Genomic DNA, 23396 nt, shown 5'->3' on the forward strand with positions numbered 1-23396 from the left:
GAGTCGTGGTGGGCGCAGACCTTCGCCGCAGGCGCGACCCTGAGGCGCGCCGTCTGGCGATCATCGAGGCCGCGGCCGAGCTGATCGTCGAGATCGGCGTCGATGCGATCACGCACCGCAAGGTGGCGGCGCGCGCCGCCGTGCCGCTGGGCGCCACGACGCAGTACTTCGCCACGCTCGACGACCTCAGGGATGCGGCGCTCGACGCGCTCGCGACCGAGGTCGATCTGCGTCTCGACAGCACACGGCAGACCGTCCTCGCCGAAGGCGTGACGCCGGACGTCATCGCCCGTCTGGTCAGTGCGGCGCTCGCCGAGGCGCGCAGCATCCAGGCCGAACGCGCCGTGGTCACAGCGGCCGTGCACGATCCGCGCGTCCGTGAGCTCGCTCGGCACTGGTCTGACGAGGTCGTCCGGTTCATCGCGCCCGTTCACGGCGTGGACCGCGCGAGGGCAGCCACCGCTTTCATCGACGGCGTACTGTGGCATTCACAGATCCACGACGAGCCGCTCGACGAAGAGCTCATCCGCGACGCCCTCGCCGGGATCCTCCGTTCGCCGGCGTCGACTCCGTCAACCACAGCATCCGTCTGACCGACCGAGAGAGAACAGCCTTGTCGAAACTCGCCGTCCTGAGTCTGAAGAATCGCGCACTGATCGCGCTGATCACGATCGTCGCCGCCGTCTTCGGCGGGCTCGCTCTGAACAACCTCAAGCAGGAGCTCATCCCCTCGCTCGAGCTGCCGGCGCTGATCGTCATGACCAGCTACCCCGGTGCATCGCCGGAGGTCGTCGAGAACGACGTGTCCACGCCCATCGAGACCGCCATCCAGGGGGTGCCGGGGCTTGAATCGACCACCGCGACGAGCACGACCAATGCGTCGATCGTGCAGGCGACCTTCGCGTACGGCGAGAATCTCGCGACCGCCGAGCAGAAGATGCAGCAGGCGATCAACCGCATCTCGCAGCAGCTGCCGGAGGAGGTCGAGCCGCAGGTGCTGTCGGTGTCGATCGACGATCTGCCCGTCATCCAGGTCGCCGTCACCGGGTTCGACGACGCGCAGACCGTGCAGGCGGATCTCGAGAACGTCGCGGTCCCCGACCTCGAGGACGTCCCCGGCGTCAACGCCGCCGAGATCGTCGGCGGCGTCGGCGAGCGGGTCACCATCACGCCGGATGACGCGGCTCTCATGGAGCGCGGCGTCAGCCCCCAGGCGATCAACGACGCGCTGGAGCAGAACGGCGTGCTCTTCCCCGGTGGCGAGATCACCGAGGGCGAAGACACCTTCACCGTGCAGACGGGAGCCAAGCTCGGCTCCGTCGACGACATCGCCGCTCTGCCTCTGGTCGGCACGGACGCGACGATCGGCGACGTCGCGACGGTCGCACTCGACACCGACCCGGTGACGTCGATCTCCCGCGTCGACGGCGAGGACGCCATCACGATCTCGATCACGAAGCTCCCGGCGGCCAACACGGTCGAGGTGTCCTCCGGTGTCCTCGCGGCGCTGGACGACATCTCCGAGGCGTTCCCGGATGCCGAGTTCACGGTCGTGTTCGATCAGGCGCCCTTCATCCAGCAGTCCATCGAGACGCTCGCGACCGAAGGTCTGCTGGGTCTCGTCTTCGCCGTCATCGTGATCCTGGTCTTCCTGCTGTCGATCCGTTCGACCCTGGTGACGGCGATCTCGATCCCGACCAGCGTGCTGATCACGTTCATCGGCCTGCAGGCGTTCGGCTACACGCTGAACATCCTGACCCTCGGTGCTCTGACGATCGCGATCGGTCGCGTGGTGGACGACTCGATCGTCGTGATCGAGAACATCAAGCGCCATTACGTCGGCGACGCCGACAAGATGAGCGCGATCGTGCTCGCCGTGCGCGAAGTCGCGGGTGCCATCACGGCATCCACGATCACGACCGTCGCCGTCTTCCTGCCGATCGTGTTCGTCGGCGACATGGTGGGCGAACTCTTCCGGCCCTTCGCCATGACAGTGACGATCGCGATGGCGGCGTCGCTGCTCGTGGCGCTCACGATCGTGCCGGTGCTCGCGTACTGGTTCCTGCGCCCCGGCAAGCCGCTGCTCGACGAGCACGGCGAGCAGATCGACCCCGAGCACCCCGACGCGCCTCCGACGGCGCTGCAGAAGGGATATCGCCCGATCCTGAACTGGACGCTCAAGCACTCCGGCATCACGGTCGTGATCGCCGTCGTCGTGCTCGGCGCGACGCTCGCCGCAGCTCCGCTCATGAAGGTCAACTTCCTCAGCGACTCCGGTCAGAACACCATGACCGTCACGCAGGATCTCGGCCCGACCGCGAGCCTCGAGTCGCAGGACGAGGCGGCCGTGGTCGTCGAGGACGCGCTCATGGACGTCGACGGCATCGAGACCGTGCAGGTCTCGATCGGCTCGAGCGGCTCGTCGCTGCGCGACGCGTTCTCGGGCGGTGCGGGCATCAACTACTCGATCCAGACCGACCCGGATGTCGATCAGGAGCAGCTGCGCACGGACGTGCAGGACGCCGTCGACGACCTCGAGGGCGTCGGAGAGATCACGGTGGCCGCCTCAGCCGGATTCGGCAGCAGTGACATCGAGGTCGACATCACGGCACCGAGCGCCGAGGCGCTGCAGGACGCGACGGATGCCGTGACGGCCGAGCTCGACGGCCGCGACGGCATCGGAACCGTCACCGACAACCTGGCCGCTTCGCTGCCGTACATCGGCGTCGTCGTCGATCGGGATGCCGCGGCCGCCGCGGGTCTCAGCGAGGTCGCCGTCGGATCGATCGTGTCGAGCGCGATGCAGCCCCAGCAGGCGGGTTCCATCGAACTGGACGGCACGTCGCTCACGATCTACCTCGCCGACCCCGAGCCGCCGACCACGGTCGAGGCGCTGCGTGAGCTGGCCATCCCGACGCCTGCGGGCATGATCGAACTCCAGGATGTCGCGACCGTCGAGGAGCGCGAGGGCCCGACGTCGATCACGACCCAGCAGGGACGCCGGACGGCCACCGTCACGGTGCCCCCGGCATCCGACGACCTCGCCGTGGCGACCGCCTCGGTGAACACGGCGCTGGAAGAGGTCGACCTGCCGGACGGCGCCAGCGCCGAGGTGGGCGGCGTCGCCTCGCAGCAGGCCGACTCGTTCTCGCAGCTGGGGCTCGCGATGCTCGCGGCGATCCTGATCGTGTACGTCGTGATGGTGGCGACGTTCAAGTCGCTGCGTCAGCCGCTGCTGCTGCTCGTCTCGGTGCCGTTCGCGGCGACCGGCGCGATCCTGCTGCAGATCGTCACGGGTGTGCCGCTCGGCGTCGCGTCGCTCATCGGCGTGCTGATGCTCATCGGCATCGTGGTGACGAACGCGATCGTGCTCGTGGACCTGGTGAATCAGTACCGCGAGAAGGGCCTGTCGGCACGGGATGCCGTGATGGCGGGTGGCGAGAAGCGTCTGCGTCCGATCCTCATGACGGCGCTCGCGACGATCTTCGCGCTCACGCCGATGGCGCTCGGCATCACGGGCCACGGCGGGTTCATCTCGCAGCCGCTGGCGATCGTCGTGATCGGCGGGCTCGTCTCCTCGACGATCCTGACGCTGATCGTGCTGCCGACCCTCTACAACCTCGTCGAGGGTGCGAAGGAGCGACGGGCTGCCAAGCGCGCGGCGCGCGGTGACGGAGACGGCGGACCTGCCGGGCCTGCGCCCGAGCCGGGTCCGGATGCCTCGGGGCCCGCGAGCGGAGTCGCCGCGGATCCTCTGGTGAGCGCTCTGGCGGTCGTCGGGGCGGGTGCTGCGGCGCGGGACGCAGGGGCGACGGGCGGGGCATCGGCTCCTGCGCCGTCGGCCGCCGCGCCTGTGCCGCCGCAGCCGTCGACCGAGCTGGAGCGATCGGAGCGGACGCATCATCTCACTCACTACGAGGAGGAGTCGTCCTACTCGAGTCAGTCGGCGCACTCGGCGATGGCTGCCGCAGCCTCGGCTGCCGCGGCTGCTGCTGCGGCTGCTGCCGCTGCGGCATCTGCGGTGGCGGCCTCCGTCGATCAGAGCGAACAGGCGCGAACGCGTCGCGAACTGCGCGAGCGCCAGTCCGGCCTCCCGCCGGCCAACCCGCTGCACTGACGCGCCCTCGTTCGTCGAGCGAGCGAAGCGAGTCCGACGCGGAGTGCCGATTCAGCCGAGCTCGATGCCCCAGCGCAGGGTCCAGCTCTCGCCTGGTAGAAGACGACGGATGCCGAGACCGCTGTTCAGAGCATCCGCCGGCGCCGTCATCGGCTCGATCGCGACGGCGAGAGCCTGACCGGGGTACGAGGTCGTCGTGTACACCTGGACGTAGTCGAAGCCCTCGCCCTGCCACAGGGTGACGCGCCGACCATCCGGTGCCGTGAGGGAATGACGCACTCGGCCATCGGCATCCCGGGTCAGATCGGCGAATCCGGTATCCAGCACGATGTCGCCCAGGCGCACACCGTCGCGCACCGCGGCCGGTGCCGGCGACGTGCCGGTCGGAAGCATGCGGTCGTCGACGTCGAACTGCGTCGCCGCCGGGACCGTGAGCACCAGATCGTGGGGATCGACGTCGTCGATCGTGACGAACGGGTGGGTGCCGAGCGCGACGGGGGCCGCGGCATCCGATCGGTTCTCGAGAATGTGCTCGACCGCGATGCCGGTGTCGGTGAGCGTGTACGTCACGGTCGTACCGATCTCGTACGGCCAGCCGGTCTGCGGGACGATCGTCGCGCGCAGCGTGACCGAGGACTCTGCGGGCGACACCTCGTAGGCGGCGAAGCGGAGCAGCCCGTGACTGGCGTTGTCGAACTTGGGCTCGGTGACGGCGAGCTGGCGGGTGGTGCCCTCGTCGTCCCATAGGCCGTCGCGGACGCGGTTCGGCCATGGAGTGAGGACGACGCCGGAGCACGAGGGGGTCGGTTCGCCGAGCGGGTAGGGCGGCACGAGGCCGATGCCTCCGACGGTCAGTGATCGAAGGGCTGCCCCGACCTGAGTGATCTGCGCGGTGACCGCACCGCGCTGCAGCTGGATCTGGGTGCCGGTGGGGGAGAGAGAGGTCACCCCGACATCGTACGGGGGTCCTCTCAGGTAGTCGCGGTACCCTGTAAGGGTCGGCTTCGGACAGCCGCGCTGCGGCGCGGGCGATTCTTGTGTGAAGTGTGAGTCCAGGGGCCGATGGTGAGCGTCGTTCGACGCGCATGAACCATCACATGAATGGCCCCGGCCGACGGATGTCCGGATCTGTCTGCGCGTGCGCGCCCAGACGGCTGTTCTCGTGTCGAGAACCCAGAAGGACACACTCATGCCCAAGAACCACAAGCCCAAGGGCGGACGCCCGGCGGCGAACTTCGAGCCGCGTTACGCCAAGAAGACCCCATTCCGCGATCGTCACAACGACGGCCGTCCGCCCCGTGCGGATGCCGGTGACGACCGTTCCGCGTCGCGCCCGACCGGTCCTGGTCACAAGAGCCCGAAGCACCGCGGCTACCGTCCCGACTCCGCGTCCGGGGCGCCCAAGGGCCGCTGGACCGAACAGGAGCGCGCCGGCCGCGACGAGGCCCGCTCGATCCGGGGCCGTGCCGAGTCCGGTCGCCGTGAGGCTCCCCACCACCGCGACGAGCGCGGCGGGTCGGCCGAGCGTCCGCGCTTCACCGGCGGCGAGCGTCGTTTCGACGGCGAGCGTCCCCGTTACAACAACGACCGTGGCGCTGAGCGTCCGCGTCGTGATGGTGACCGCCCGTCGTACAACCGCGGTGGTGGTGCGGAGCGTCCGCGTTACAGCAACGACCGTGGGGCAGAGCGTCCGTCGTACAACCGTGGTGGTGGCGCTGAGCGTCCCCGTCGTGATGGTGACCGCCCGTCGTACAACCGTGACGGTGGTGCGGAGCGTCCTCGTTACAACCGTGACGGTGGGGCGGAGCGTCCGCGTTACAGCAACGATCGTGGCGCTGAGCGTCCGTCGTACAACCGTGATGGTGGTGCGGAGCGCCCGCGTTACAACCGTGACGGTGGTGCGGAGCGTCCGCGTTACAACCGTGACGGTGGGGCGGAGCGTCCGCGTCGTGACGGTGACCGTCCGTCGTACAACCGTGGTGGTGGTGCGGAGCGTCCTCGTTACAACAACGATCGTGGCGCTGAGCGTCCGTCGTACAACCGTGATGGTGGTGCGGAGCGCCCTCGCTACAACCGTGACGGTGGCGCCGAGCGCCCCCGATACAACAACGATCGCGGCGCCGAGCGTCCCCGCTACAACGGCGACCGCCAGGAGCGTCCTCGTACCAACGACGACCGTTCGCGTCGCGATGACCGTCGCACCGAGCAGCGTCCGGGTCGCGACAACTGGAACGCCACGACGAAGCCGGCCGCCCGTTCGCACGTCGAGCAGGCTCAGGATGTCGTCCACGAGCGCCTCGAAGCGAAGACTGTGCAGGCGGCCGAGGTCGAGAACGTGACCTTCGCGGACCTGGGCCTCGGGTCCAACATCGTCGAGACCCTGGCCAACATGGGCGCGGTGTCGCCGTTCCCGATCCAGGCTGCCAGCATCCCGGCCGTACTCGAAGGCCGCGACGTGCTCGGCCGTGGCCGCACCGGCTCCGGCAAGACGATCGCGTTCGGTGCTCCGCTGGTCGAAAGCATCCTGAAGTCGCAGGCCGGCAAGAAGCGCGAGTTCGGCCGCTCCCCGCGGGCGATCATCCTCGCTCCGACGCGCGAGCTCGCTCTGCAGATCGACCGGACCATCCAGCCGATCGCACGCAGCGTTGGGCTGTTCACGACCCAGATCTACGGCGGCGTGCCCCAGGGGCGTCAGGTCGGAGCCCTCAAGAAGGGCGTCGACATCGTGATCGGCACGCCGGGTCGCATCGAGGACCTCATCGACCAGGGCAAGCTCGATCTCTCGGACTGCCGCATCGCGGTGCTCGACGAGGCCGACCACATGTGCGAGCTGGGCTTCGTCGAGCCGGTGCAGCGCATTCTCCGTCACACCGCCGAAGGCAGCCAGAAGCTGCTGTTCTCGGCGACGCTCGACCGTGAGGTCGCAGCCCTCGTCGAGGAGTTCTTGGTCGATCCTGCGGTCTATGAAGTCGCCGGCGAGACGCAGGACTCCGGCACGATCGAGCACCGCGTGCTCGTGATCGAGCACCGGGACAAGGCCGAGATCCTCGCGTCGCTCGTCGACCGCGAGGGACAGACCCTCGTGTTCGCACGCACCCGCGCCTACGCCGAGATGCTCGCCGAGCAGCTCGAAGAGATCGGCATCTCTGCGGTCTCGCTGCACGGCGACCTCAACCAGGCCAAGCGCACCCGCAACCTGGCGCGCCTCACGTCGGGCAAGGTGCAGGTCCTCGTCGCGACGGACGTCGCCGCCCGCGGCATCCACGTCGACGACATCGACCTGGTGGTGCAGGCCGATGCTCCGGACGAGTACAAGACGTACATGCACCGCTCCGGTCGTACCGGTCGCGCCGGTCGCTCGGGCCGTGTCGTGACCCTGATCACGCGTCAGCGTCAGCGTCGCATGACCGAGCTGCTCCAGCGCGCCGAGATCGACGCGCCCTTCGAGTCGGCACGCGTCGGCGACGAGGTCATCGAGGAGATCGCCGGACGGGTTCCGACCGCCTCGGATCTCACCGCCTGACCCTCGCGAGACGTACTCTGCGGCGCGAGACTTGGCCATTCCAGCCAGGTCTCGCGCCGCAGCTTAAGTCTCGCGACCGCGCGTCAGTCGATCCGGTGCTCGTGCACCGCCGATGACAGCGATGTGCCGTTGAGATCCAGGTAGAGCTGCGCCTCCGTGACCGTGAGGGTCGCGGTGTTGCGCCGCTCGAGGACACGCGTGCCGGCGTCGATGAAACCGGCGTCGAAGCCGTAGACGCGGATGCCGTCGGCATCGTGGATGCGCTTGCCCTCCCACGCGGCGATCACCTTCGCGGGGTCGCGGTGCGTGTACACGACGGTGCGCTCGGCGAGGCGGCTGCCGTAATGCATGCGTTCGGCGTCCGGTGCGCCGACCTCGATCCAGGCGGTGGTGCGTCCGGTGAGGTCGCGGACGACGACGGCCGGTTCGTCGGTGGACGAGAGCCCCTCGCTGAACGTGATCCCCTCGGTGTACTCCAGGCAGTAGGCGAGGACGCGCGTCAGCATGTAGGCGTCGGTCTCGGACGGATGCTTCGCCACACGAAGCGTCAGCTCCTCATAGACCCCGCGATCCATGTCGGCGAGCTGAACCGTGAACGTGTGGATCATCGCGCCGATAGCCATAGCTCTCGAGCCTACGCGTCCGGCGGGCGCATCCCTGCCGTGCGCGTCCTCAGAACAGCATCGGCTGCTCGGCCGGAGCGGATGCCGCGGGCACCGTGGCCGGACGCGGCGGCAGCGTGCGCGTGCCTCGTGGGCTCGCCGCGTACAGGTCGTCTTCGTCGCGCCCGTCGAGCCGATGCATCCGGATCAGGGGTCGGACGCGTTTCGCGAGCCACTGTCGATAGCCCTTCGGTGCCTCGGCGGAGACACCAGGGTAGAGCCCGCGGTAGGACGCGACGAGGTCGGGGCGATGCTCCCCGAGCCACTGCATGAACCACGGCTTCACCCCGGGGCGCAGATGCAGGGCGCCGTAGATGACGCGGGCGGCCCCGGCCGCCTTGATGCGTGCGAGGGCGGCATCGATCGCCGCGACCGAGTCGGTCATGTGGGGCATGATCGGCATCAGGAAGACGGTCACCGGAAAACCGGCATCCGCCAGTGCGCGCACCGTGTCGAGGCGCGCCTGCGTCGTGGGGGTTCCCGGTTCGATCGTCTTCTGCAGATCGTCGTCGTACATCGCGATCGACATCTGGACATCGACGGGCACGCGCTTCGCCGCCTCGATGAGGAGGGGAATGTCGCGGCGGATGAGCGTCCCCTTGGTCAGGATCGACATCGGAGTGCCCGAGTCCGCAAGCGCCTGGATGATCCCCGGCATCAGCTTGTAGCGTCCCTCCGCGCGCTGATACGGGTCGGTGTTCGTGCCCAGCGCGACGGTCTCGTGCTGCCAGCTGCCGCGTCGCAGTTCGCGCTGCAGCACCTCGACCACGTTGGTCTTCACGACGATCTGCGAATCGAAGTCCGCGCCTCCGTCGAGGTCGAGGTACTGATGCGTCCCGCGAGCGAAGCAGTTGTGGCTGATCACACCGTTGGCAACGAAATCGCCAGTTCCGGTGGTGATGTCGATCAATTCTCGTTCGCCAGATAAGGGTGTGATGCTCACGACGCGCAGGTCCGAGGTGGTCTTGACTGCCAGCCCATCGACCGACAGCTTCCGTGTGATGGCGGGCCGGGTGAGTTCGAAGAACCGTCGACGGACTGGTAACCCGCCAACCGTCCTGACGTATCGCACTCCATTGCTGCGCGCGGCCTCGACCACATGCGGTATGGCAAGCGCGCGCATCGCTGCGGTGATGAGGCCGATGATCTCCGTGTCCTTGTTCGCGAAGCGCAAGACACCTTGGGAGCAGCTTCCTTCGGCATCGAAAATGCCGGCCAAGAACCCGGCATGCCACTCCCGACTCGGCTCGGCGGGGGCGACGATGATGCTCTCGATCGTCTCCACATCGTTGCGTACTGCCGTATGGATCGCGGTTGCGGCACTGCGCGTTGAGGTCTCGACAGCGAAGGGCCGAGTGTATGTCGATACGCCCTCATCGAGCAGGAAACCCTGAGTGCGAACCAGGGCCTCATCATCGATCAGTGCCAGCCGAAATCTGTGGACGATGCGGGTTCGCTGCGCGCTCGGATAGGCACGGTGAAAGATCATTCCGTCGCCACGGATCATTCCAGCGAGGTAGCCGCGGCGATAATCAGGGCCGGGATGTTCGATAGTGAGGGCTGGCCCGTTCCCGAAGCCGAGCAGACGATTGTTCAGGGTGAGGTGCGGACGTTGGCCCGATTCGGCGTCCGCCACATGCTTCCAGCCGCGTTCCGTGAGGAAGCGGTGATCTCCGCTCGCGACGATCTCGGTGCCGTCGGCCAGTACCACGCGATAGGCGGGCTTGATCGTCGACCACTTCGCCTTCACAACGGTGCGTACGTAGCGCCGGTAGGCCCCTTGCACGGCCGTGCCTACAATCTCGTCACCGACCTCGAGCTCGCTCAGGGGACGCTGCCTGCCGTCGCCGCACAGGATCAGCGTGTCCGGGGAAAGGCAGTAGACGCACGCATGACTGCACCCGCGATACGGGTTGATCGTCCACGAGAAGGGCATGCGCGATGGGCCGGGAACCTTGTTCAGTGCGGACTTCGAGAGCACCTCATGGAACGTCATCCCCGCGAACTCGGGGGTCGTCACAGATCGAACGATCCCGCTGCGATTCTCCAGCCCTGGCAGCGCGGACTCGTCCGCGTCGTCGATCGTCTGCCCCTGCCATCGCATTTCCCCATTAGAACAAAGGAACGAAAGAATCGCAAGAGCGACTCGTCGAGAGTCGAACTCCGGAAGTCGGGCGGGTTGGGGTCTCTCAGCTCCACAGGAGAGAATGGACGGATGAGCGAGGCGATGGCACCCCGACATGCCGCGCCGCGACCCCGTACCCTGGCCTTCGCGCTGCCCATCGGTCTCGCGGTGACGGCGCTCGGCGCGCTGTGGGCGCTCGCCGAGGTCCCGGCCCCCGCTCCGGTCGAGCAGCCCGTTCCCGCGGTGGCGATGCACCTGCCTCCGGTGGATGTGGAGGCGACGGTCGCCGCCGACCCGTGTTCGGATGCCGCGGTGCAGGCCGCCCTGGCGGCCGGTGATGATCCCGCGACGATCGCCGCCTTCGGCGGCGGGGAGGCATTCCGCGCCGCCGTGGCCGCAGGCAATGCGCCGTGCATCTCGCTCAGCGACCCGAATCGCATCTGGGTCGTGGCCAACAAGGCTCGCCCGCTCGCGCCCGACTTCACGCCCACCGGGCTCGTCGACACGCGATTGCAGACGACGACGACCGCCGGGTCGGTGCTCGCCGCGCCTGCCGACGCCATCAACGCGCTTGCCGGGGCGCTGTCGGATGCCGGGGCCGGCGTCCTCGGGATGAACAACGGGTACCGCTCGTACGGCATGCAGGAGAACACGTACTCTCAGCACGTCGCCGCCACGGGTCAGCGCGCGGCCGACGAAGTGTCTGCGCGGCCGGGGTACAGCGAGCACCAGACCGGTCTCGCGCTCGACGTGGTGTCGTGCAGCAACGGATGCGGCGGCATCCGCGCGTTCGGCGGCACGAGCGAGAGCGATTGGGTGAACGCGCACGCGTGGGAGTACGGCTACATCGTGCGCTACCTCGACGGCACGACCCCGATCACCGGCTACTCGCCCGAGCCGTGGCACCTGCGCTACATCGGCCCCGAGCTCGCCTCGGCGTACAACGCCGGCGGCTACACGACTCTCGAGGAGTTCTTCGGGCTCCCTGCGGCGCCGGATTACGTGGGCTGAACCGGCGAGTCCGCGGGTTCGTCCGCACGCCATACCCATCGCAGAGCATCCGGCAGCAGGACCCCGCCGTGGTTCGGGCTGTGCCCGCCGTCACCCACGACGAGCCGGACGTCCTGACCCGCTCGAGACAGAGCGGCGCCCGTCTCGAGATTCTCGGCGAACCAGTTGCGGTCCGGCTGATTCCAGCCGAGGTCGCGATGAGCGGCGTGCAGGAGGACCCGCAACGGTCGAACAGCACCCGACGCGAGCAGCCGGGGATACGGGTTGCCGCCGGGCATCTGCGCGAAGCTGGCGTTGAAGGCGATGACCTTCGTGATGGCATCCGGGCGATGCCATGCCGCCGTGAAAGCGCCGTTCCCGCCGCTGGAACCGCCGCAGATCGCTCGGGCGACCGGATCCGATGAAATGCGGAAGTGCTGATGGACGAGAGGGAGGACCTCCTCGACGAGGAAGTCCGCGTATCTCGAATCCGATGCGTCGTATTCGGCGTTGCGGTTCTTCACCGGCCCGTCGGGCGTCTGCAGCATCCCCGGGTCCACGAAGACCGACACCATCGGCGGGAGGGATCCTGCCGCGGCGAGATTGTCGAGCACGATGCCGCCGCGGACGTCGCCGTCCGGGTCGAGATACCACCAGCCGTCGTTGAACAGCATGACCGCGGCTTCCGCCTTCGGGTCGTGCCCCGCGGGTGCATGGATCCAGATCCGCCGTGTCGTCCCCGGATATGCGGCGCTGTCGTCGAGCGCCAGCTCGATGATGCGCCCTGATCGGACGTCCGGTCGCGGCGCGGAGTCAGGTCCGTATTCGTACGCCACCTCGTCCTGGTCGATGGCCAGAGGGGAGTACGGCATCGTCGGCATCCGATGAGTCTACGGAGCGCTCTGGCCACTCCCCACAATCACGGAACCCAGTGCCACCGATTGTGGGAACGCATTCCACAATCGACTGCTCCGGCGCCCAGGCATCCGCATAGAATCGCGGCAGCAACGACGACGTTCGGGAGGACGGCATGGAACGCGACATCTACGACGAGGACCACGAGGCATTCCGCGATCTCGTGAAGGACTTCGTGAAGCGACACGTCTCGAATGAGGCCATCGAGCGGTGGGATGCCGCGGGCGAGATCGACCGCGACACCATGCGTGCCGCCGGCGAGGCGGGCCTGATCGGTCTGTCCGTCCCGGAGGAGTTCGGCGGCGCGGGGATGCTGCAGGACTACCGCTTCCGCACGATCGTGATGGAAGAGGTCATCGCGGCCGGTGCCGGATCCCTCGCGGGTGCTTTCGGCATCCAGGACGATCTGGCGGTGCCGTACCTCGTGCACATGGGCACGCAGGAGCAGAAGGAGAAGTGGCTTCCGCGGATGGCGACCGGTGAGGTGCTCGGCGCGCTCGCCATGACCGATCCCGGCGCCGGCAGCGACCTCCGCGGGATCAAGACCAACGCCAAGAAGGTCGACGGCGGCTACATCCTCAACGGCGCGAAGACATTCATCTCGTCCGGGACGACGGCCGACGTCGTCGTCACCTTCGTCAAGACGGGCGAGGGCAATCGCCCTGACGCCTTCAGCCTGCTCCTGGTGGAGAAGGGCATGGAGGGCTTCGACCAGGGCAAGAAGCTCAGCAAGATGGGCTTCCACGGCTGGGACACCGCAGAGCTCAGCTTCACGGACGTCTTCATCCCCGACGAGAACCTCATCAGCGGCAAGGAAGGGCAGGGGTTCATCCAGTTGATGCTGAACCTGCCGCTCGAGCGCCTGTCGATCGGCGTCGCCGCCGCGGCCGCCGCGCAGGCGGCCCTCGACTGGACCGTCGCGTACACGAAGGACCGCGAGGCGTTCGGCGAGCGCATCGCTGATTTCCAGAACACCCGCTTCCGCCTCGCCGACATGGCCGCGACCACCGACGCGATGTGGGCCTACATCGACCGCGCCCTGCTCGCCTACAAGGACGACAAGCTCACCGCCGAGGATGCCGCGAAGGTGAAGTTCTGGGCCACAGAGCGCGAGTGGGAGGTGCTCGACACCGGAGTGCAGCTGCACGGCGGATACGGCTACATCATGGAGTACCCGATCGCCCGGGCCTTCACCGACGCCCGCGTCCACCGCATCTACGGCGGCACGAACGAGATCATGCGCGACCTCGTCGGCCGCCAGATCGTCGGCAAGCGCTGACGCCGCCCTGCATCGAGAACGCCTCGAGATCTTCGGATCTCGGGGCGTTCTCGCGTTCTGGGGCACTCAGAAACTTTTCACTATTCAGTGTTGCCAAGTACCGGTACTCAGTGATACTTTGTACTGGTAGTCAGCGACACAGAGTAGATCGGAGGTGATCGCATGGCAAACCAGATGACAGAGATGCTCAAGGGCTCGCTCGAAGGCATCGTGCTCGCGATCCTGGCCGAGCAGTCCGCGTACGGATACGAGATCACGGCGCGGTTGCGGGACCAGGGTTTCGCGGACATCGCGGAGGGCACCGTCTACGCGCTGCTCGTCCGCATCGAACAGAAGGGCCTCGTGGACGTGGAGAAGGTCCCGTCCGAGAAGGGCCCGCCGCGCAAGGTGTACTCGATCAACACGCAGGGTCGAGAGCAGCTCGCCGAGTTCTGGAGGACCTGGAGCTTCCTCGCAGAGCGCATCGACCGGCTCCGCCACACAGACAGCAACGACACCGACAGCACGACCATCGAAGGGAACTGATCATGGCATCGAAGTGGATCGAAACGGTCACCGGATCGCTCGAGCAGAAGAAGCAGTACAAGCAGGACAAGGCCCGTATGGAGGCTCTCCCCGAGCCCTACCGCATCGCCGCGACCGCGATGCACCGGTACTTCATGTACTACGGCGGCATCACCAACGGCGACACCATCACCCAGATGTTCACCGACCTGGTCGATCTCTGGGAGCGCGCGGCCGTCGACGGCACCCCGGTGCAGGAGATCATCGGCGACGACCCGGTGGACTTCACCGAGACGTTCGCCAAGTCCTACCAGGGCAAGGAATGGATCGACAAGGAACGGGCTCGTCTGAACAAGGCGTTCGACGAGGCCATCGGAAAGGAGAAGCGCTCATGACCACGGCAGCCATCCAGGTGCGCGGCATCCGCAAGTCCTTCAAGGACCTCGAGGTGCTCCGCGGCGTCGACTTCGACGTCGCCCGCGGCAGCATCTTCGCCCTGCTCGGCTCCAACGGAGCCGGCAAGACGACGGTGGTGCGCATCCTCTCGACCCTGCTGAAGTCGGATGCCGGCACGGCGTCCGTCCACGGATTCGACGTCGCGTCGGCGCCGAACGACGTGCGGGAGTCGATCAGCCTCACGGGGCAGTTCGCCGCCGTCGACGAGGTGCTCACCGGGCGCGAGAACCTCGTGCTCATCGCGAAGCTGCGCCACCTGAAGAACGCAGGGCAGATCGCGGACGACATGCTGGCCCGGTTCTCCCTCACGGATGCCGGCGGGCGCAAGGCGGGCGAGTACTCCGGCGGCATGCGCCGCCGGCTCGACATCGCCATGAGCCTGGTGGGAAACCCGCCGATCATCTTCCTCGATGAGCCGACCACGGGTCTCGACCCGCAGTCGCGCATCGAGGTGTGGGACACCGTCCGCACCCTCGCCAAGAACGGCACCACGGTGCTGCTCACCACGCAGTACCTCGACGAGGCCGAGCAGCTGGCCGACCGCATCGCGATCCTCCACCGGGGGGTCATCATCCAGAACGGCACCCTCGACGAACTCAAGCGCCTGCTGCCTGCGGCCAAGGTCGAGTACGTCGAGAAGCAGCCAACGCTCGAAGAGGTCTTCCTCGCCCTCGTCGGCGAAGACGCCTCTGCGGCACAGACAGAAGGGAACGCATCATGACCTCGCACGCCCTCGCAGACACCGGTGTGCTCACCGGTCGCTCGTTGCGTCACATCCTGCGCAGCCCGGACACCATCATCACCACGGCGGTCACACCGGTCGCCCTGATGCTGCTGTTCACGTACGTGTTCGGCGGGGCCATCAACACCGGCACCGACGAGTCGTACATCAACTACATGCTCCCCGGCATCCTGCTGATCACGGTCGCATCCGGCATCGCGTACACCGCGTACCGGCTGTTCCTGGACATGCAGGGCGGCATCTTCGAGCGGTTCCAGTCGATGCCGATCGGGCGGTCCAGCGTGCTGTGGGCGCATGTGTTCACGTCGCTGGTGTCGAACATCGTCTCGATCGCGATCGTCATCGGCGTCGCGCTGCTGATGGGGTTCCGCACCGGAGCATCCTTCGGGGCGTGGCTGGCCGTCGCCGGCATCCTCATCCTGTTCACCCTGGCGCTGACCTGGGTGGCCGTGATCGCCGGTCTGTCGGCGAAGACGGTGGACGGGGCGAGCGCGTTCAGCTACCCGCTGATCTTCCTCCCGTTCATCAGCTCGGCGTTCGTTCCGACGGACACCATGCCGGGCCCGGTGGCATGGTTCGCCGAGAACCAGCCGGTCACGTCGATCGTGAACACGATCAGGGCGCTGTTCGCCGAGCAGCCCGTCGGATCCGACATCTGGGTCGCGCTGGGCTGGCTCGTCGGCATCCTGGTGGTCGCCTACTTCGGCGCGATCGCGGTCTACCGCAAGAAGCTGCGCTGAGCCGCCGCCTCACACGAAGTGCCGGTCGCCTTTCGGGGCGGCCGGCACTTTCCTGTTGCGGGAACTCAGCGCCGCCGGCCCACCCCGGCGGCCTTCAGCCGGTCGGCGATGAGGATGCCGAGTGCTGTCGCGGCGACGCAGCTCGCGATCGTGATCGCGAAGAACGCGATCTGCGCCCACACGGTCATCGCGCCGAGATCGAACCACGCCCACGCCGTGATCGGATACGCGATGCCGATGACCAGCGCCCCGACGTAGTGCATCCACGTGCCCCAGTAGCGGTACAGCACGACCAGGAACGGCAGTTCGGCCGGCAGCGCCCACATCACGTTCGTCAGCACGGCCGAGAAGCCGTAGCCCGAGAACGGCACGAGCACGAGACCGGCGATCAGCCCCACCAGCAGTCCGACGAACGGCCGCTGCAGCAGTCGCAGTGCGATCACCGACGGCAGGATCCAGAGGCCGGACAGCGCCATGCCCGCGAACGGTGCCGGACCGCTGAGCAGCGTCGACAGCCAGTTCGCGGGTGCGAGCATGAGCCCGCCCGCGACGCCCAGCGCCGCGCAGGTCAGCAGCAGCGCGGTGGGGAACCTGCTGCCCGTGACGGGGGCTGCGCCCTGCCCGCTCACGACAGCGGCTCCGCGGCGGCCTCGCGCGCGGCCTTGGATGCCGGTGACGAGGCGCCGATCTTCCAGTACCCGCAGAAGCTCACCTGGTTCTTGTCGACACCGCGCTCGGACACGAGCTGCTTGCGCACTCCGGACGCGAGCGCCTGTTCGCCGGCGCCGTAGGCGTGGAACGGCGCGGTCGGCAGATCCGTGTCACGCAGAACCGCCAGCACGAGCGTTCCGGGCAGGACGTCGTGCGGCCGCACGATCCAGGCCACGTCGAGCCCGGAAGGATGCGGAAACTCCAGCGCGTCGTCCTCGGAGGGCACCTCGATGATCACGGTCCCCGTCGCCGAAGCGGGCAGTGAAGCGCTGATCCCGGCGATCGCGGGCAGGGCGGTCTCGTCGCCGACCAGCAGCACGCGCTCGGTGCCGCGCTCCGGGTTGAACGTCAGGCCCTCATCGATGATGAGGACGTGCTCGCCGGGTCGGCACGTCTCGGCCCAGCGCGACGCCGGCCCTGCGGTGCCGTCGGCCGCCGACCCGTGCAGGACGAAGTCGACGTCGATCTCGGCATCCGATCCCACCGTCGCCGGACGGTACGCCCGGACGGTGTAGTTGCGCATCACGGGTCGCTCGCCGTCCGGGATGCGCAGGAACTTCAGATACCCGAGCGTCTTGTTGGCCTTGGCGGGTACGCGCTCGAGCCCCGCTTCGCCGCCGATCGGCAGGAAGAGCCGGAACCACTGGTCGTAGCCCATCGGCTGGAACTTCCCGATCTCTCCGCCGCCGAGGGTGACGCGGATCCAGTGCGGGGCCAGCTGTTCTGTGCGCAGCACCGTCAGGTGGGTGAGGTCCGCCGATGCGGGCTTGACCATCTTGGAGTAAGCCATGGGTTCCTCTCAGTTCAACTGCCAGGGAAAGGTCACGACGAAGACCGCAGCGGATGCCGCGATGAACGCGATGACGAAGACGGTGTCGCGAGGGCGGAAGGGGACGAGGTGCCGCTCGGTCCGGGTGGGATGCGCTCCGAACGCGCGAGAGTCCATCGCGAGCGCGACGCGCTCCGCATGCCGGATCGCGCCGGCGAGCAGCGGCACGATGTATCCCCAGCCGCGGGCGATGCGCGCGAACGGCCCGCGGCCGCCGTGGTGCCCGCGGACGCGGTGCGCGGCGCGGATGACCGCGAGCTCGTGCCCGAAGCGCGGCACGAAGCGGTAGGCGGCCAGCGCCGTATAGCCGATGCGATACGGGACGTGCAGCTGCTGGATGCTGGCGCGAACGAGATCCGGACCCGTCGTCGTGAGCCCGCCGATCAGGGCGAGCGCGAGGATGGCGCCCAGGCGCAGTGCTGTCGCGAATCCGATCTGCAGCGCACCGCTGTACAGGGTCCATCCGCCCAGTTGCAGCAGAGGGGAGGTGGCGTCGACCAACGCGGCATCCACCCAGAGCGAGAAGCCGAAGCCGATGGCCAGGAGACCCGCCGGGACGGCGGCGAAGAGCAGCACGGCGCTTCGCCGCGTCAGACGGGCGCCGACGAGGATGAGGGCGTAGCCGAAGATCAGGAACGCCGCCGGAGTCACCAGATCCCGCACGAACACGAGCAGGAGCATCGCGGGCAGGACGGCCGCGATCTTGGAGAGCGGGTTCAGATGATGCAGGAAGTACCGGGCGGATGCCGGGGCGACCGCGGCATACGGATCGAATGTGCGAGCGGGAGCGGTGACGGTCATCGCGCCCCCTCCGCGACGAGGCCACGCAGATGCGCCGGCAGGGCGCGCTGGAGCGCGGGCAGACGCAGGCCGGCCGACTCGAAGACGCCGTCGGCGGCGAACAGATCGCCGGTGCGGCCAGCGGCGTGGACACGCCCTTCCGCGAGGATCACGGTGTGCGTCGTGCGGTCGGCGACCAGCTGCAGGTCGTGCGTGACGATGACGATCGTGGTCCCGTCGGCGCGGAGATCCGCGAGCAGCCCGAGCAGCTCGGCGGCGCGCGCCCTGTCCTGCCCGAACGTGGGCTCGTCCAGCGCGAGCACGCTCGGACGCGTGACGATCGCCGTGCCGACGGACAGGCGGCGCTTCTCGCCGCCGGAAAGGAGGAACGGGTGCACGCCCGCCTTGTGCTCGAGGCCGAACCGCGTGAGCATCTCGTTCACGCGCTCGGTGATCTCGGACTCGTCGACGTGCCGCAGCCGGAGCCCGTGCGCGAGTTCGTCGAACACGGTGTGCGCGATGAACTGGTGCTCGGGGTTCTGGAAGACGAACCCGATGCGTCCGGCGATCTCCCGAGGCGATGCCGTGGCGGGATCCAGTCCGTCGACGTCGACCTGTCCCTTGGGGGGAGGCACGACACCGGCGAGCGCCTGGATGAGCGTGGTCTTGCCCGCGCCGTTCGCGCCGACGATCGCCGTGAGGGAACCGGCGGGGATGTCGAGGTCGACGCCGTGCAGGATCTCGCTCTTCCCGCGGCGCACCGTGAGCCCGCGGGCCCGGATGAGGGGACTCTCGCTCGCCCCGTCGTTCGTCGAGCCCGTTTCGACTCGGTCGACTTCGTCGTCCTCGCTCGACGAACGAGTGGCGGGGAGCGCCGCCGCCAACTCCTCCGGTGTCAGCGGCAGCGGCACGTCATCGGCCAGGATGCCGCGTGCCCTCAGCATCCGCCCCGCCAGTGCTGCCGCCGGAAGCCAGACGCCCATCGCGAGCAGTTCGTCGGTGCGGCCGCGCAGGATCTCGCCGACCGGGCCGTCGAACGCCAGCGCGCCATCGCGGTCGAGCACGAGGACGCGGGTCGCGAAGCGCATCGCCGCATCGAGGTTGTGCTCGACGAGCACGATGGCACGTTCGCCCTCGGCGATGAGATCGCCGAGCGCGTCGTACACGTCGTCGATGCCCTGAGGGTCGAGGTTCGCGGTCGGCTCGTCGAGCACGATCAGCGGCGACCCCATCGCGAGCGCGCATGCGATCGCGAGGCGCTGGCGTCCGCCGCCGGAGAGCCGGTCGGGGTTCCAGTCCCGGCGATCCCACAGCCCGACGCGACGCAGCGCGGCCTCGGTGCGTGCGAGGACTTCGGGTACGGGGAGAAGCAGGTTCTCGAGCGCGAAGGCGACCTCGTCCAGCAGGGTTCCGGTGACGAGCTGGGCATCCGGGTCCTGGAAGACCATGGCGACGTCGGTGCTGAGGTCGGCAACGGGTGTGGCGATCGTGCTCCGTCCGTGCACCTCGACGGATCCGGTCATGTCTGCGGGTACGGATTGCGGGATGAGCCCGTTCAGCGCGAGCGTGAGCGTCGACTTCCCCGAGCCGCTCGGACCGAGGACCAGCACGACCTCGCCCCGCTCGATGTCGAACGAGACGTCGCGCGGCGAGGGGTGCACGGCACCGGCGTGGGTGAGCGAGAGGTCACGCACGCGAAGCAGGGGCGCGGATGTGCGCACGGAACAACCCCGGGGTCGGCGATCGGTACCCGTCTAACTTAGCCCAGCCTTACCTGACTCGCACGCCGCAGCGTCACCGCTGCTGCGCGACGCCGGCCTTGCGCAGAGCGTCGCCCGTGGCCAGGCCCGCGTACGTCCAGGCGACTGGTCCGACCACGAACATCACGAGGTAGACGACGTACGCCCACGGCTGGAACTTGTCGATGTCGGCGGCGAGTCCGATCGGCACCGCGAGGATGATGCCGACGATGACCGCGGAGACGAGGAATCGCCAGACGGCCCAGCTGCGGTAGCGGCCGATCGCCGTGATGCCTTCCTGGATCGCCCCGATCAGCAGCGCCGTGCCGAGGTAGCGCAGCGCCCAGGCCGGAGCGATGGCGCTGGAGACGAGCGCGGCCAGGAGGTGCGTGATGATCGCGACACCAGGGCGTCGCAGCAGCGCCTGGGCGATGACGCCCGGGAGCACGTGCGAGCCGAGGACGAGTCCGTAGAGGACAGGAACGGTCGCGGACACCGCAAGGCTCAGGTAGCCGGCGACCCCGCCGAGAATGCCGGTCGCGACCCCGATCGCGGCGCAGACGAGCAGCACGCGCGTTGGCAGGGCAGGACTCTTCGGCACCGAACCAGCCTATCTGCGCGGTAGTGGGCGAGCGCCGCTCGTCGCCCAGCCGATGCCGCTCGTCGCAGACGTCGCGGAGACGGCGCGCGAAGCATCCGCACTGTTCCTAACGTGGGATCACGCAAAGACGCGCACCCCAGAGGAGAACCATGTCTGCATCCCAGCCGCGCCGCAGCGGCGCGGGCGTCGTCGACGACGAACCCGAGATCATCACCGATCAGTCCCTTCCGCCGGTGTCCCTCACCGAGGAGCAGGACGAGAAGACGAACCGGTGGACCTGGCCGAAGATCGTGCTCTGGTCCGCGATCGCCCTGCTCGGAGCGCTCGCCTGGACGATGCTCGCCATCGTCCGCGGCGAGACGGTCAACGCGATCTGGTTCGTGTTCGCCGCCGTCTGCACCTACTTCATCGGCTACCGCTTCTACTCGAAGGTCATCGAGCGGTACATCACGCGCCCCAACGACAAGCGGGCGACGCCCGCCGAGGTCCGCCAGGACGGAAAGGACTACGTCCCCACCGACCGTCGCGTCCTGTACGGCCACCACTTCGCAGCCATCGCCGGCGCCGGCCCCCTGGTCGGACCCGTCCTCGCGGCTCAGATGGGCTACCTGCCGGGCACGATCTGGATCATCGTCGGCGTCGTGCTCGCCGGCGCGGTCCAGGACTACACGGTGCTGTTCTTCTCGATGCGCCGCGGCGGACGCACGATCGGTCAGATGGCGCGCCAGGAGCTCGGCAAAATCGGCGGATCGGCCGCCATCATCGCGTCGCTGCTGATCATGCTGATCATCGTCGCGATCCTCGCCCTCGTCGTCGTGAACGCCCTCGGCGAGAGCCCGTGGGGCGTCTTCTCCGTGGCCATGACCATCCCGATCGCGCTGTTCATGGGCGTGTACCTGCGCTTCCTGCGCCCTGGCAAGGTCACCGAGGTCTCGATCATCGGCTTCGTGCTGCTGCTCGGCGCCATCATCGCCGGCGGCTGGGTCGCGAGCACCGAGTGGGGCGTGGCGATGTTCCACCTCGACCGCGAAGTCATCGCGTGGGCCATCATCATCTACGGCTTCATCGCCGCGATCCTGCCCGTGTGGCTGCTGCTCGCCCCGCGCGATTACCTGTCGACGTTCATGAAGATCGGCGTGATCGTCATGCTCGCCGGAGCGATCGTGCTGGTGCGGCCGGAGATCACGGTCCCTGCGGTCTCGATCTTCGGCGAGAACGGCATGGGGCCGGTGTTCGCAGGCCCGCTGTTCCCGTTCCTGTTCGTGACGATCGCGTGCGGTGCGCTGTCCGGCTTCCATGCGCTGATCTCGTCCGGGACGACGCCGAAGCTCATCGAGAAGGAGCGTCAGTCGCGCTTCATCGGCTACGGCGGCATGCTGATGGAATCGTTCGTCGCGATCATGGCGCTCGTCGCCGCGATCTCGATCGACCAGGGCATCTACTTCGCGATGAACGCCCCGGCGGCGGCCACCGGCGGTACGGTCGAGGGCGCGGTCGCCTTCGTGAACTCGCTCGGCCTCACCGGGGTGAACATCACACCGGAGCTGCTGACGAACACGGCGGCCGCGGTCGGCGAGGAATCGATCGTCTCGCGCACCGGCGGTGCGCCGACCCTCGCGCTGGGGCTGGCGACCATCATGCAGCAGGCGCTCGGCGGCGAGGCCCTCATGGCGTTCTGGTATCACTTCGCGATCATGTTCGAGGCGCTGTTCATCCTCACCGCCGTGGATGCCGGAACCCGCGTCGCCCGCTTCATGCTGCAGGACACCATCGGCGCCTGGGTGCCGAAGTTCCGCGATGTCTCGTGGCGCCCGGGCGTGTGGATCTGCACGGCGATCATGGTCGCAGGCTGGGGATGGATCCTCATCCTCGGCGTGACCGATCCGCTCGGCGGCATCAACACGTTCTTCCCGCTGTTCGGCATCGCCAACCAGCTGCTGGCGGCGATCGCGCTCGCCGTGGTGCTGGCGATCGTGGCCAAACGAGGCAGGAGCTACGTGAAGTGGCTGTGGATCATCGCGCTGCCCCTCGCCTTCACCGCTGTGGTCACGATCACGGCGTCGATGTACAAGATCTTCTCTCCGGTGCCGGCGATCGGCTACTGGGCGAACCACTTCAAGTACGTCGCCGCGCGCGACGCCGGAGACGACTCGCTCGGCGCCCCGGAGGTCGTGGATGCCGTGATCCGCAACACGGCGGTTCAGGGCACCCTGTCGATCATCTTCGTCGTGCTGACGATCGTCGTGATGGTGGTGGCGATCATCGTCACGGTCAAGGCGATCGTGAACGGCGGCGGCGAGAACACCGAGGACGCCCCCGTCGCCTCGCGGCGCTATGCGCCGGCCGGGTTCATCCCGACCGCCGCGGAGCGCGACCTCGAGAAGCGGTGGGAGCCGATCCTCGCGGAAGAGCGCAAGGCGGCGCGTCACTGACATGGTCGACATCACCGAGCGAGCGGATGCCGTGGCCGGCCCGATGCGCGCGATCATCGCGTTCATCGGGAGGGCCGGTCGCGGCATCCGCTGGTATGTCACGAACCTGATGGGCGACAGCGCCTACGCGACGTACGTCGCCCATCGGCGTCGTCAGCATCCGGACGAGGAGCCGATGACGGAGCGGCAGTTCTGGCGTCAGAAGATGGACGATCAGGATCGCAACCCAGGGGCCCGCTGCTGCTGACGCT

20 protein-coding genes are annotated in these 23396 nt (G+C 68.1%); 11 read left to right on the plus strand and 9 right to left on the minus strand.

Going from position 1 to position 23396, the window contains the following annotated elements:
- The first annotated feature begins 8 nt into the window (after positions 1-8).
- On the plus strand, positions 9-593 hold the full coding sequence (locus AC3ANJ_RS02515; protein ID WP_488318080.1) for a TetR/AcrR family transcriptional regulator: 585 nt from the start codon (positions 9-11) through the stop codon (positions 591-593).
- Positions 594-613: 20 nt separating this feature from the next.
- Positions 614-4117: an efflux RND transporter permease subunit gene (locus AC3ANJ_RS02520; RefSeq protein WP_488318081.1), complete on the plus strand. Its 3504-nt coding sequence runs from the start codon at positions 614-616 to the stop codon at positions 4115-4117.
- A 51-nt stretch (positions 4118-4168) separates the two neighbouring features.
- On the opposite strand, the gene AC3ANJ_RS02525 is transcribed toward AC3ANJ_RS02520, so the two are convergent.
- Positions 4169-5065 (minus strand): aldose 1-epimerase family protein, encoded by an 897-nt coding sequence (locus AC3ANJ_RS02525; protein WP_488318082.1) that lies wholly within the window; start codon positions 5063-5065, stop codon positions 4169-4171.
- Positions 5066-5306: 241 nt separating this feature from the next.
- Between AC3ANJ_RS02525 and AC3ANJ_RS02530 the strand changes: the two genes are divergently transcribed.
- Positions 5307-7640: a DEAD/DEAH box helicase gene (locus AC3ANJ_RS02530; RefSeq protein WP_488318083.1), complete on the plus strand. Its 2334-nt coding sequence runs from the start codon at positions 5307-5309 to the stop codon at positions 7638-7640.
- Between the two features lie 83 nt (positions 7641-7723).
- Here the strand turns inward: AC3ANJ_RS02530 and AC3ANJ_RS02535 are convergent, their stop codons facing one another.
- Positions 7724-8263: a YaeQ family protein gene (locus AC3ANJ_RS02535; RefSeq protein ID WP_488318084.1), complete on the minus strand. Its 540-nt coding sequence runs from the start codon at positions 8261-8263 to the stop codon at positions 7724-7726.
- 49 nt (positions 8264-8312) lie between these two features.
- Positions 8313-10406, minus strand: a complete 2094-nt coding sequence (locus AC3ANJ_RS02540; protein WP_488318085.1) for an intein-containing Rv2578c family radical SAM protein — start codon at positions 10404-10406, stop codon at positions 8313-8315.
- 111 nt (positions 10407-10517) lie between these two features.
- On the opposite strand from AC3ANJ_RS02540, the gene AC3ANJ_RS02545 reads away from it, so the two are divergent.
- Positions 10518-11438: a M15 family metallopeptidase gene (locus AC3ANJ_RS02545; RefSeq protein WP_488318086.1), complete on the plus strand. Its 921-nt coding sequence runs from the start codon at positions 10518-10520 to the stop codon at positions 11436-11438.
- On the opposite strand, the gene AC3ANJ_RS02550 is transcribed toward AC3ANJ_RS02545, so the two are convergent.
- A complete protein-coding gene (locus AC3ANJ_RS02550; protein ID WP_488318087.1) occupies positions 11426-12298 on the minus strand; it encodes an alpha/beta hydrolase in 873 nt (290 codons plus the stop codon). The genes AC3ANJ_RS02545 and AC3ANJ_RS02550 overlap by 13 nt on opposite strands.
- Positions 12299-12447: 149 nt before the next feature.
- On the opposite strand from AC3ANJ_RS02550, the gene AC3ANJ_RS02555 reads away from it, so the two are divergent.
- The 5 genes from AC3ANJ_RS02555 to AC3ANJ_RS02575 all read left to right on the plus strand — a co-directional run bounded on the left by AC3ANJ_RS02555 (position 12448) and on the right by AC3ANJ_RS02575 (position 16053).
- Positions 12448-13611 carry an acyl-CoA dehydrogenase family protein gene (locus tag AC3ANJ_RS02555; protein WP_488318088.1) on the plus strand — a complete coding sequence of 388 codons (1164 nt, stop codon included), beginning with the start codon at positions 12448-12450 and terminating at the stop codon, positions 13609-13611.
- 162 nt (positions 13612-13773) lie between these two features.
- On the plus strand, positions 13774-14136 hold the full coding sequence (locus tag AC3ANJ_RS02560; RefSeq protein ID WP_488318089.1) for a PadR family transcriptional regulator: 363 nt from the start codon (positions 13774-13776) through the stop codon (positions 14134-14136).
- Positions 14137-14138: 2 nt separating this feature from the next.
- On the plus strand, positions 14139-14510 hold the full coding sequence (locus AC3ANJ_RS02565) for a DUF1048 domain-containing protein (RefSeq protein ID WP_488318090.1): 372 nt from the start codon (positions 14139-14141) through the stop codon (positions 14508-14510).
- On the plus strand, positions 14507-15292 hold the full coding sequence (locus AC3ANJ_RS02570) for an ABC transporter ATP-binding protein (RefSeq protein WP_488318091.1): 786 nt from the start codon (positions 14507-14509) through the stop codon (positions 15290-15292). The genes AC3ANJ_RS02565 and AC3ANJ_RS02570 overlap by 4 nt, the downstream gene beginning before the upstream one ends.
- The gene (locus AC3ANJ_RS02575) at positions 15289-16053 is read left to right on the plus strand and encodes an ABC transporter permease (RefSeq protein WP_488318092.1); all 765 of its coding nucleotides are present in this window, start codon (positions 15289-15291) and stop codon (positions 16051-16053) included. Before AC3ANJ_RS02570 ends, AC3ANJ_RS02575 begins: the two co-directional genes overlap by 4 nt.
- 65 nt (positions 16054-16118) lie before the next feature.
- On the opposite strand, the gene AC3ANJ_RS02580 is transcribed toward AC3ANJ_RS02575, so the two are convergent.
- The 5 genes from AC3ANJ_RS02580 to AC3ANJ_RS02600 form a co-directional block, all read right to left on the minus strand.
- On the minus strand, positions 16119-16682 hold the full coding sequence (locus AC3ANJ_RS02580) for an ECF transporter S component (protein WP_488318093.1): 564 nt from the start codon (positions 16680-16682) through the stop codon (positions 16119-16121).
- Complete coding sequence (locus tag AC3ANJ_RS02585) at positions 16679-17554, minus strand: siderophore-interacting protein (RefSeq protein ID WP_488318094.1); 876 nt, start codon at positions 17552-17554, stop codon at positions 16679-16681. Before AC3ANJ_RS02585 ends, AC3ANJ_RS02580 begins: the two co-directional genes overlap by 4 nt.
- A gap of 9 nt (positions 17555-17563) precedes the next feature.
- The gene (locus AC3ANJ_RS02590; RefSeq protein WP_488318095.1) at positions 17564-18394 is read right to left on the minus strand and encodes an energy-coupling factor transporter transmembrane component T family protein; all 831 of its coding nucleotides are present in this window, start codon (positions 18392-18394) and stop codon (positions 17564-17566) included.
- Complete coding sequence (locus AC3ANJ_RS02595) at positions 18391-20094, minus strand: ABC transporter ATP-binding protein (protein WP_488318096.1); 1704 nt, start codon at positions 20092-20094, stop codon at positions 18391-18393. The genes AC3ANJ_RS02590 and AC3ANJ_RS02595 overlap by 4 nt, the downstream gene beginning before the upstream one ends.
- A gap of 73 nt (positions 20095-20167) precedes the next feature.
- On the minus strand, positions 20168-20713 hold the full coding sequence (locus tag AC3ANJ_RS02600) for an ECF transporter S component (protein WP_488318097.1): 546 nt from the start codon (positions 20711-20713) through the stop codon (positions 20168-20170).
- A gap of 149 nt (positions 20714-20862) precedes the next feature.
- On the opposite strand from AC3ANJ_RS02600, the gene AC3ANJ_RS02605 reads away from it, so the two are divergent.
- Together AC3ANJ_RS02605 and AC3ANJ_RS02610 are read left to right on the plus strand one after the other, a co-directional pair.
- Positions 20863-23145, plus strand: coding sequence for a carbon starvation CstA family protein (locus AC3ANJ_RS02605; RefSeq protein ID WP_488318098.1), 2283 nt, complete (start codon positions 20863-20865; stop codon positions 23143-23145).
- 43 nt (positions 23146-23188) lie between these two features.
- Positions 23189-23392 carry a YbdD/YjiX family protein gene (locus AC3ANJ_RS02610; RefSeq protein ID WP_488319218.1) on the plus strand — a complete coding sequence of 68 codons (204 nt, stop codon included), beginning with the start codon at positions 23189-23191 and terminating at the stop codon, positions 23390-23392.
- The last annotated feature ends 4 nt before the right edge of the window (positions 23393-23396 follow it).

The organism is Microbacterium sp. STRO-1N (genome assembly GCF_057748015.1).

Bases quoted from the DNA above. Each gene is read 5' to 3' on its own strand.
- AC3ANJ_RS02585 (WP_488318094.1), bottom strand. From the start codon at position 17,554: ATGGCTTACTCCAAGATGGTCAAGCCCGCATCGGCGGACCTCACCCAC.
- AC3ANJ_RS02560 (WP_488318089.1), top strand. From the start codon at position 13,774: ATGGCAAACCAGATGACAGAGATGCTCAAGGGCTCGCTCGAAGGCATC.
- AC3ANJ_RS02565 (WP_488318090.1), top strand. From the start codon at position 14,139: ATGGCATCGAAGTGGATCGAAACGGTCACCGGATCGCTCGAGCAGAAG.
- AC3ANJ_RS02530 (WP_488318083.1), top strand. From the start codon at position 5,307: ATGCCCAAGAACCACAAGCCCAAGGGCGGACGCCCGGCGGCGAACTTC.
- AC3ANJ_RS02545 (WP_488318086.1), top strand. From the start codon at position 10,518: ATGAGCGAGGCGATGGCACCCCGACATGCCGCGCCGCGACCCCGTACC.
- AC3ANJ_RS02575 (WP_488318092.1), top strand. From the start codon at position 15,289: ATGACCTCGCACGCCCTCGCAGACACCGGTGTGCTCACCGGTCGCTCG.
- AC3ANJ_RS02550 (WP_488318087.1), bottom strand. From the start codon at position 12,298: ATGCCGACGATGCCGTACTCCCCTCTGGCCATCGACCAGGACGAGGTG.
- AC3ANJ_RS02570 (WP_488318091.1), top strand. From the start codon at position 14,507: ATGACCACGGCAGCCATCCAGGTGCGCGGCATCCGCAAGTCCTTCAAG.
- AC3ANJ_RS02610 (WP_488319218.1), top strand. From the start codon at position 23,189: ATGCGCGCGATCATCGCGTTCATCGGGAGGGCCGGTCGCGGCATCCGC.
- AC3ANJ_RS02555 (WP_488318088.1), top strand. From the start codon at position 12,448: ATGGAACGCGACATCTACGACGAGGACCACGAGGCATTCCGCGATCTC.
- AC3ANJ_RS02605 (WP_488318098.1), top strand. From the start codon at position 20,863: ATGTCTGCATCCCAGCCGCGCCGCAGCGGCGCGGGCGTCGTCGACGAC.
- AC3ANJ_RS02590 (WP_488318095.1), bottom strand. From the start codon at position 18,394: ATGACCGTCACCGCTCCCGCTCGCACATTCGATCCGTATGCCGCGGTC.
- AC3ANJ_RS02535 (WP_488318084.1), bottom strand. From the start codon at position 8,263: ATGGCTATCGGCGCGATGATCCACACGTTCACGGTTCAGCTCGCCGAC.
- AC3ANJ_RS02540 (WP_488318085.1), bottom strand. From the start codon at position 10,406: ATGCGATGGCAGGGGCAGACGATCGACGACGCGGACGAGTCCGCGCTG.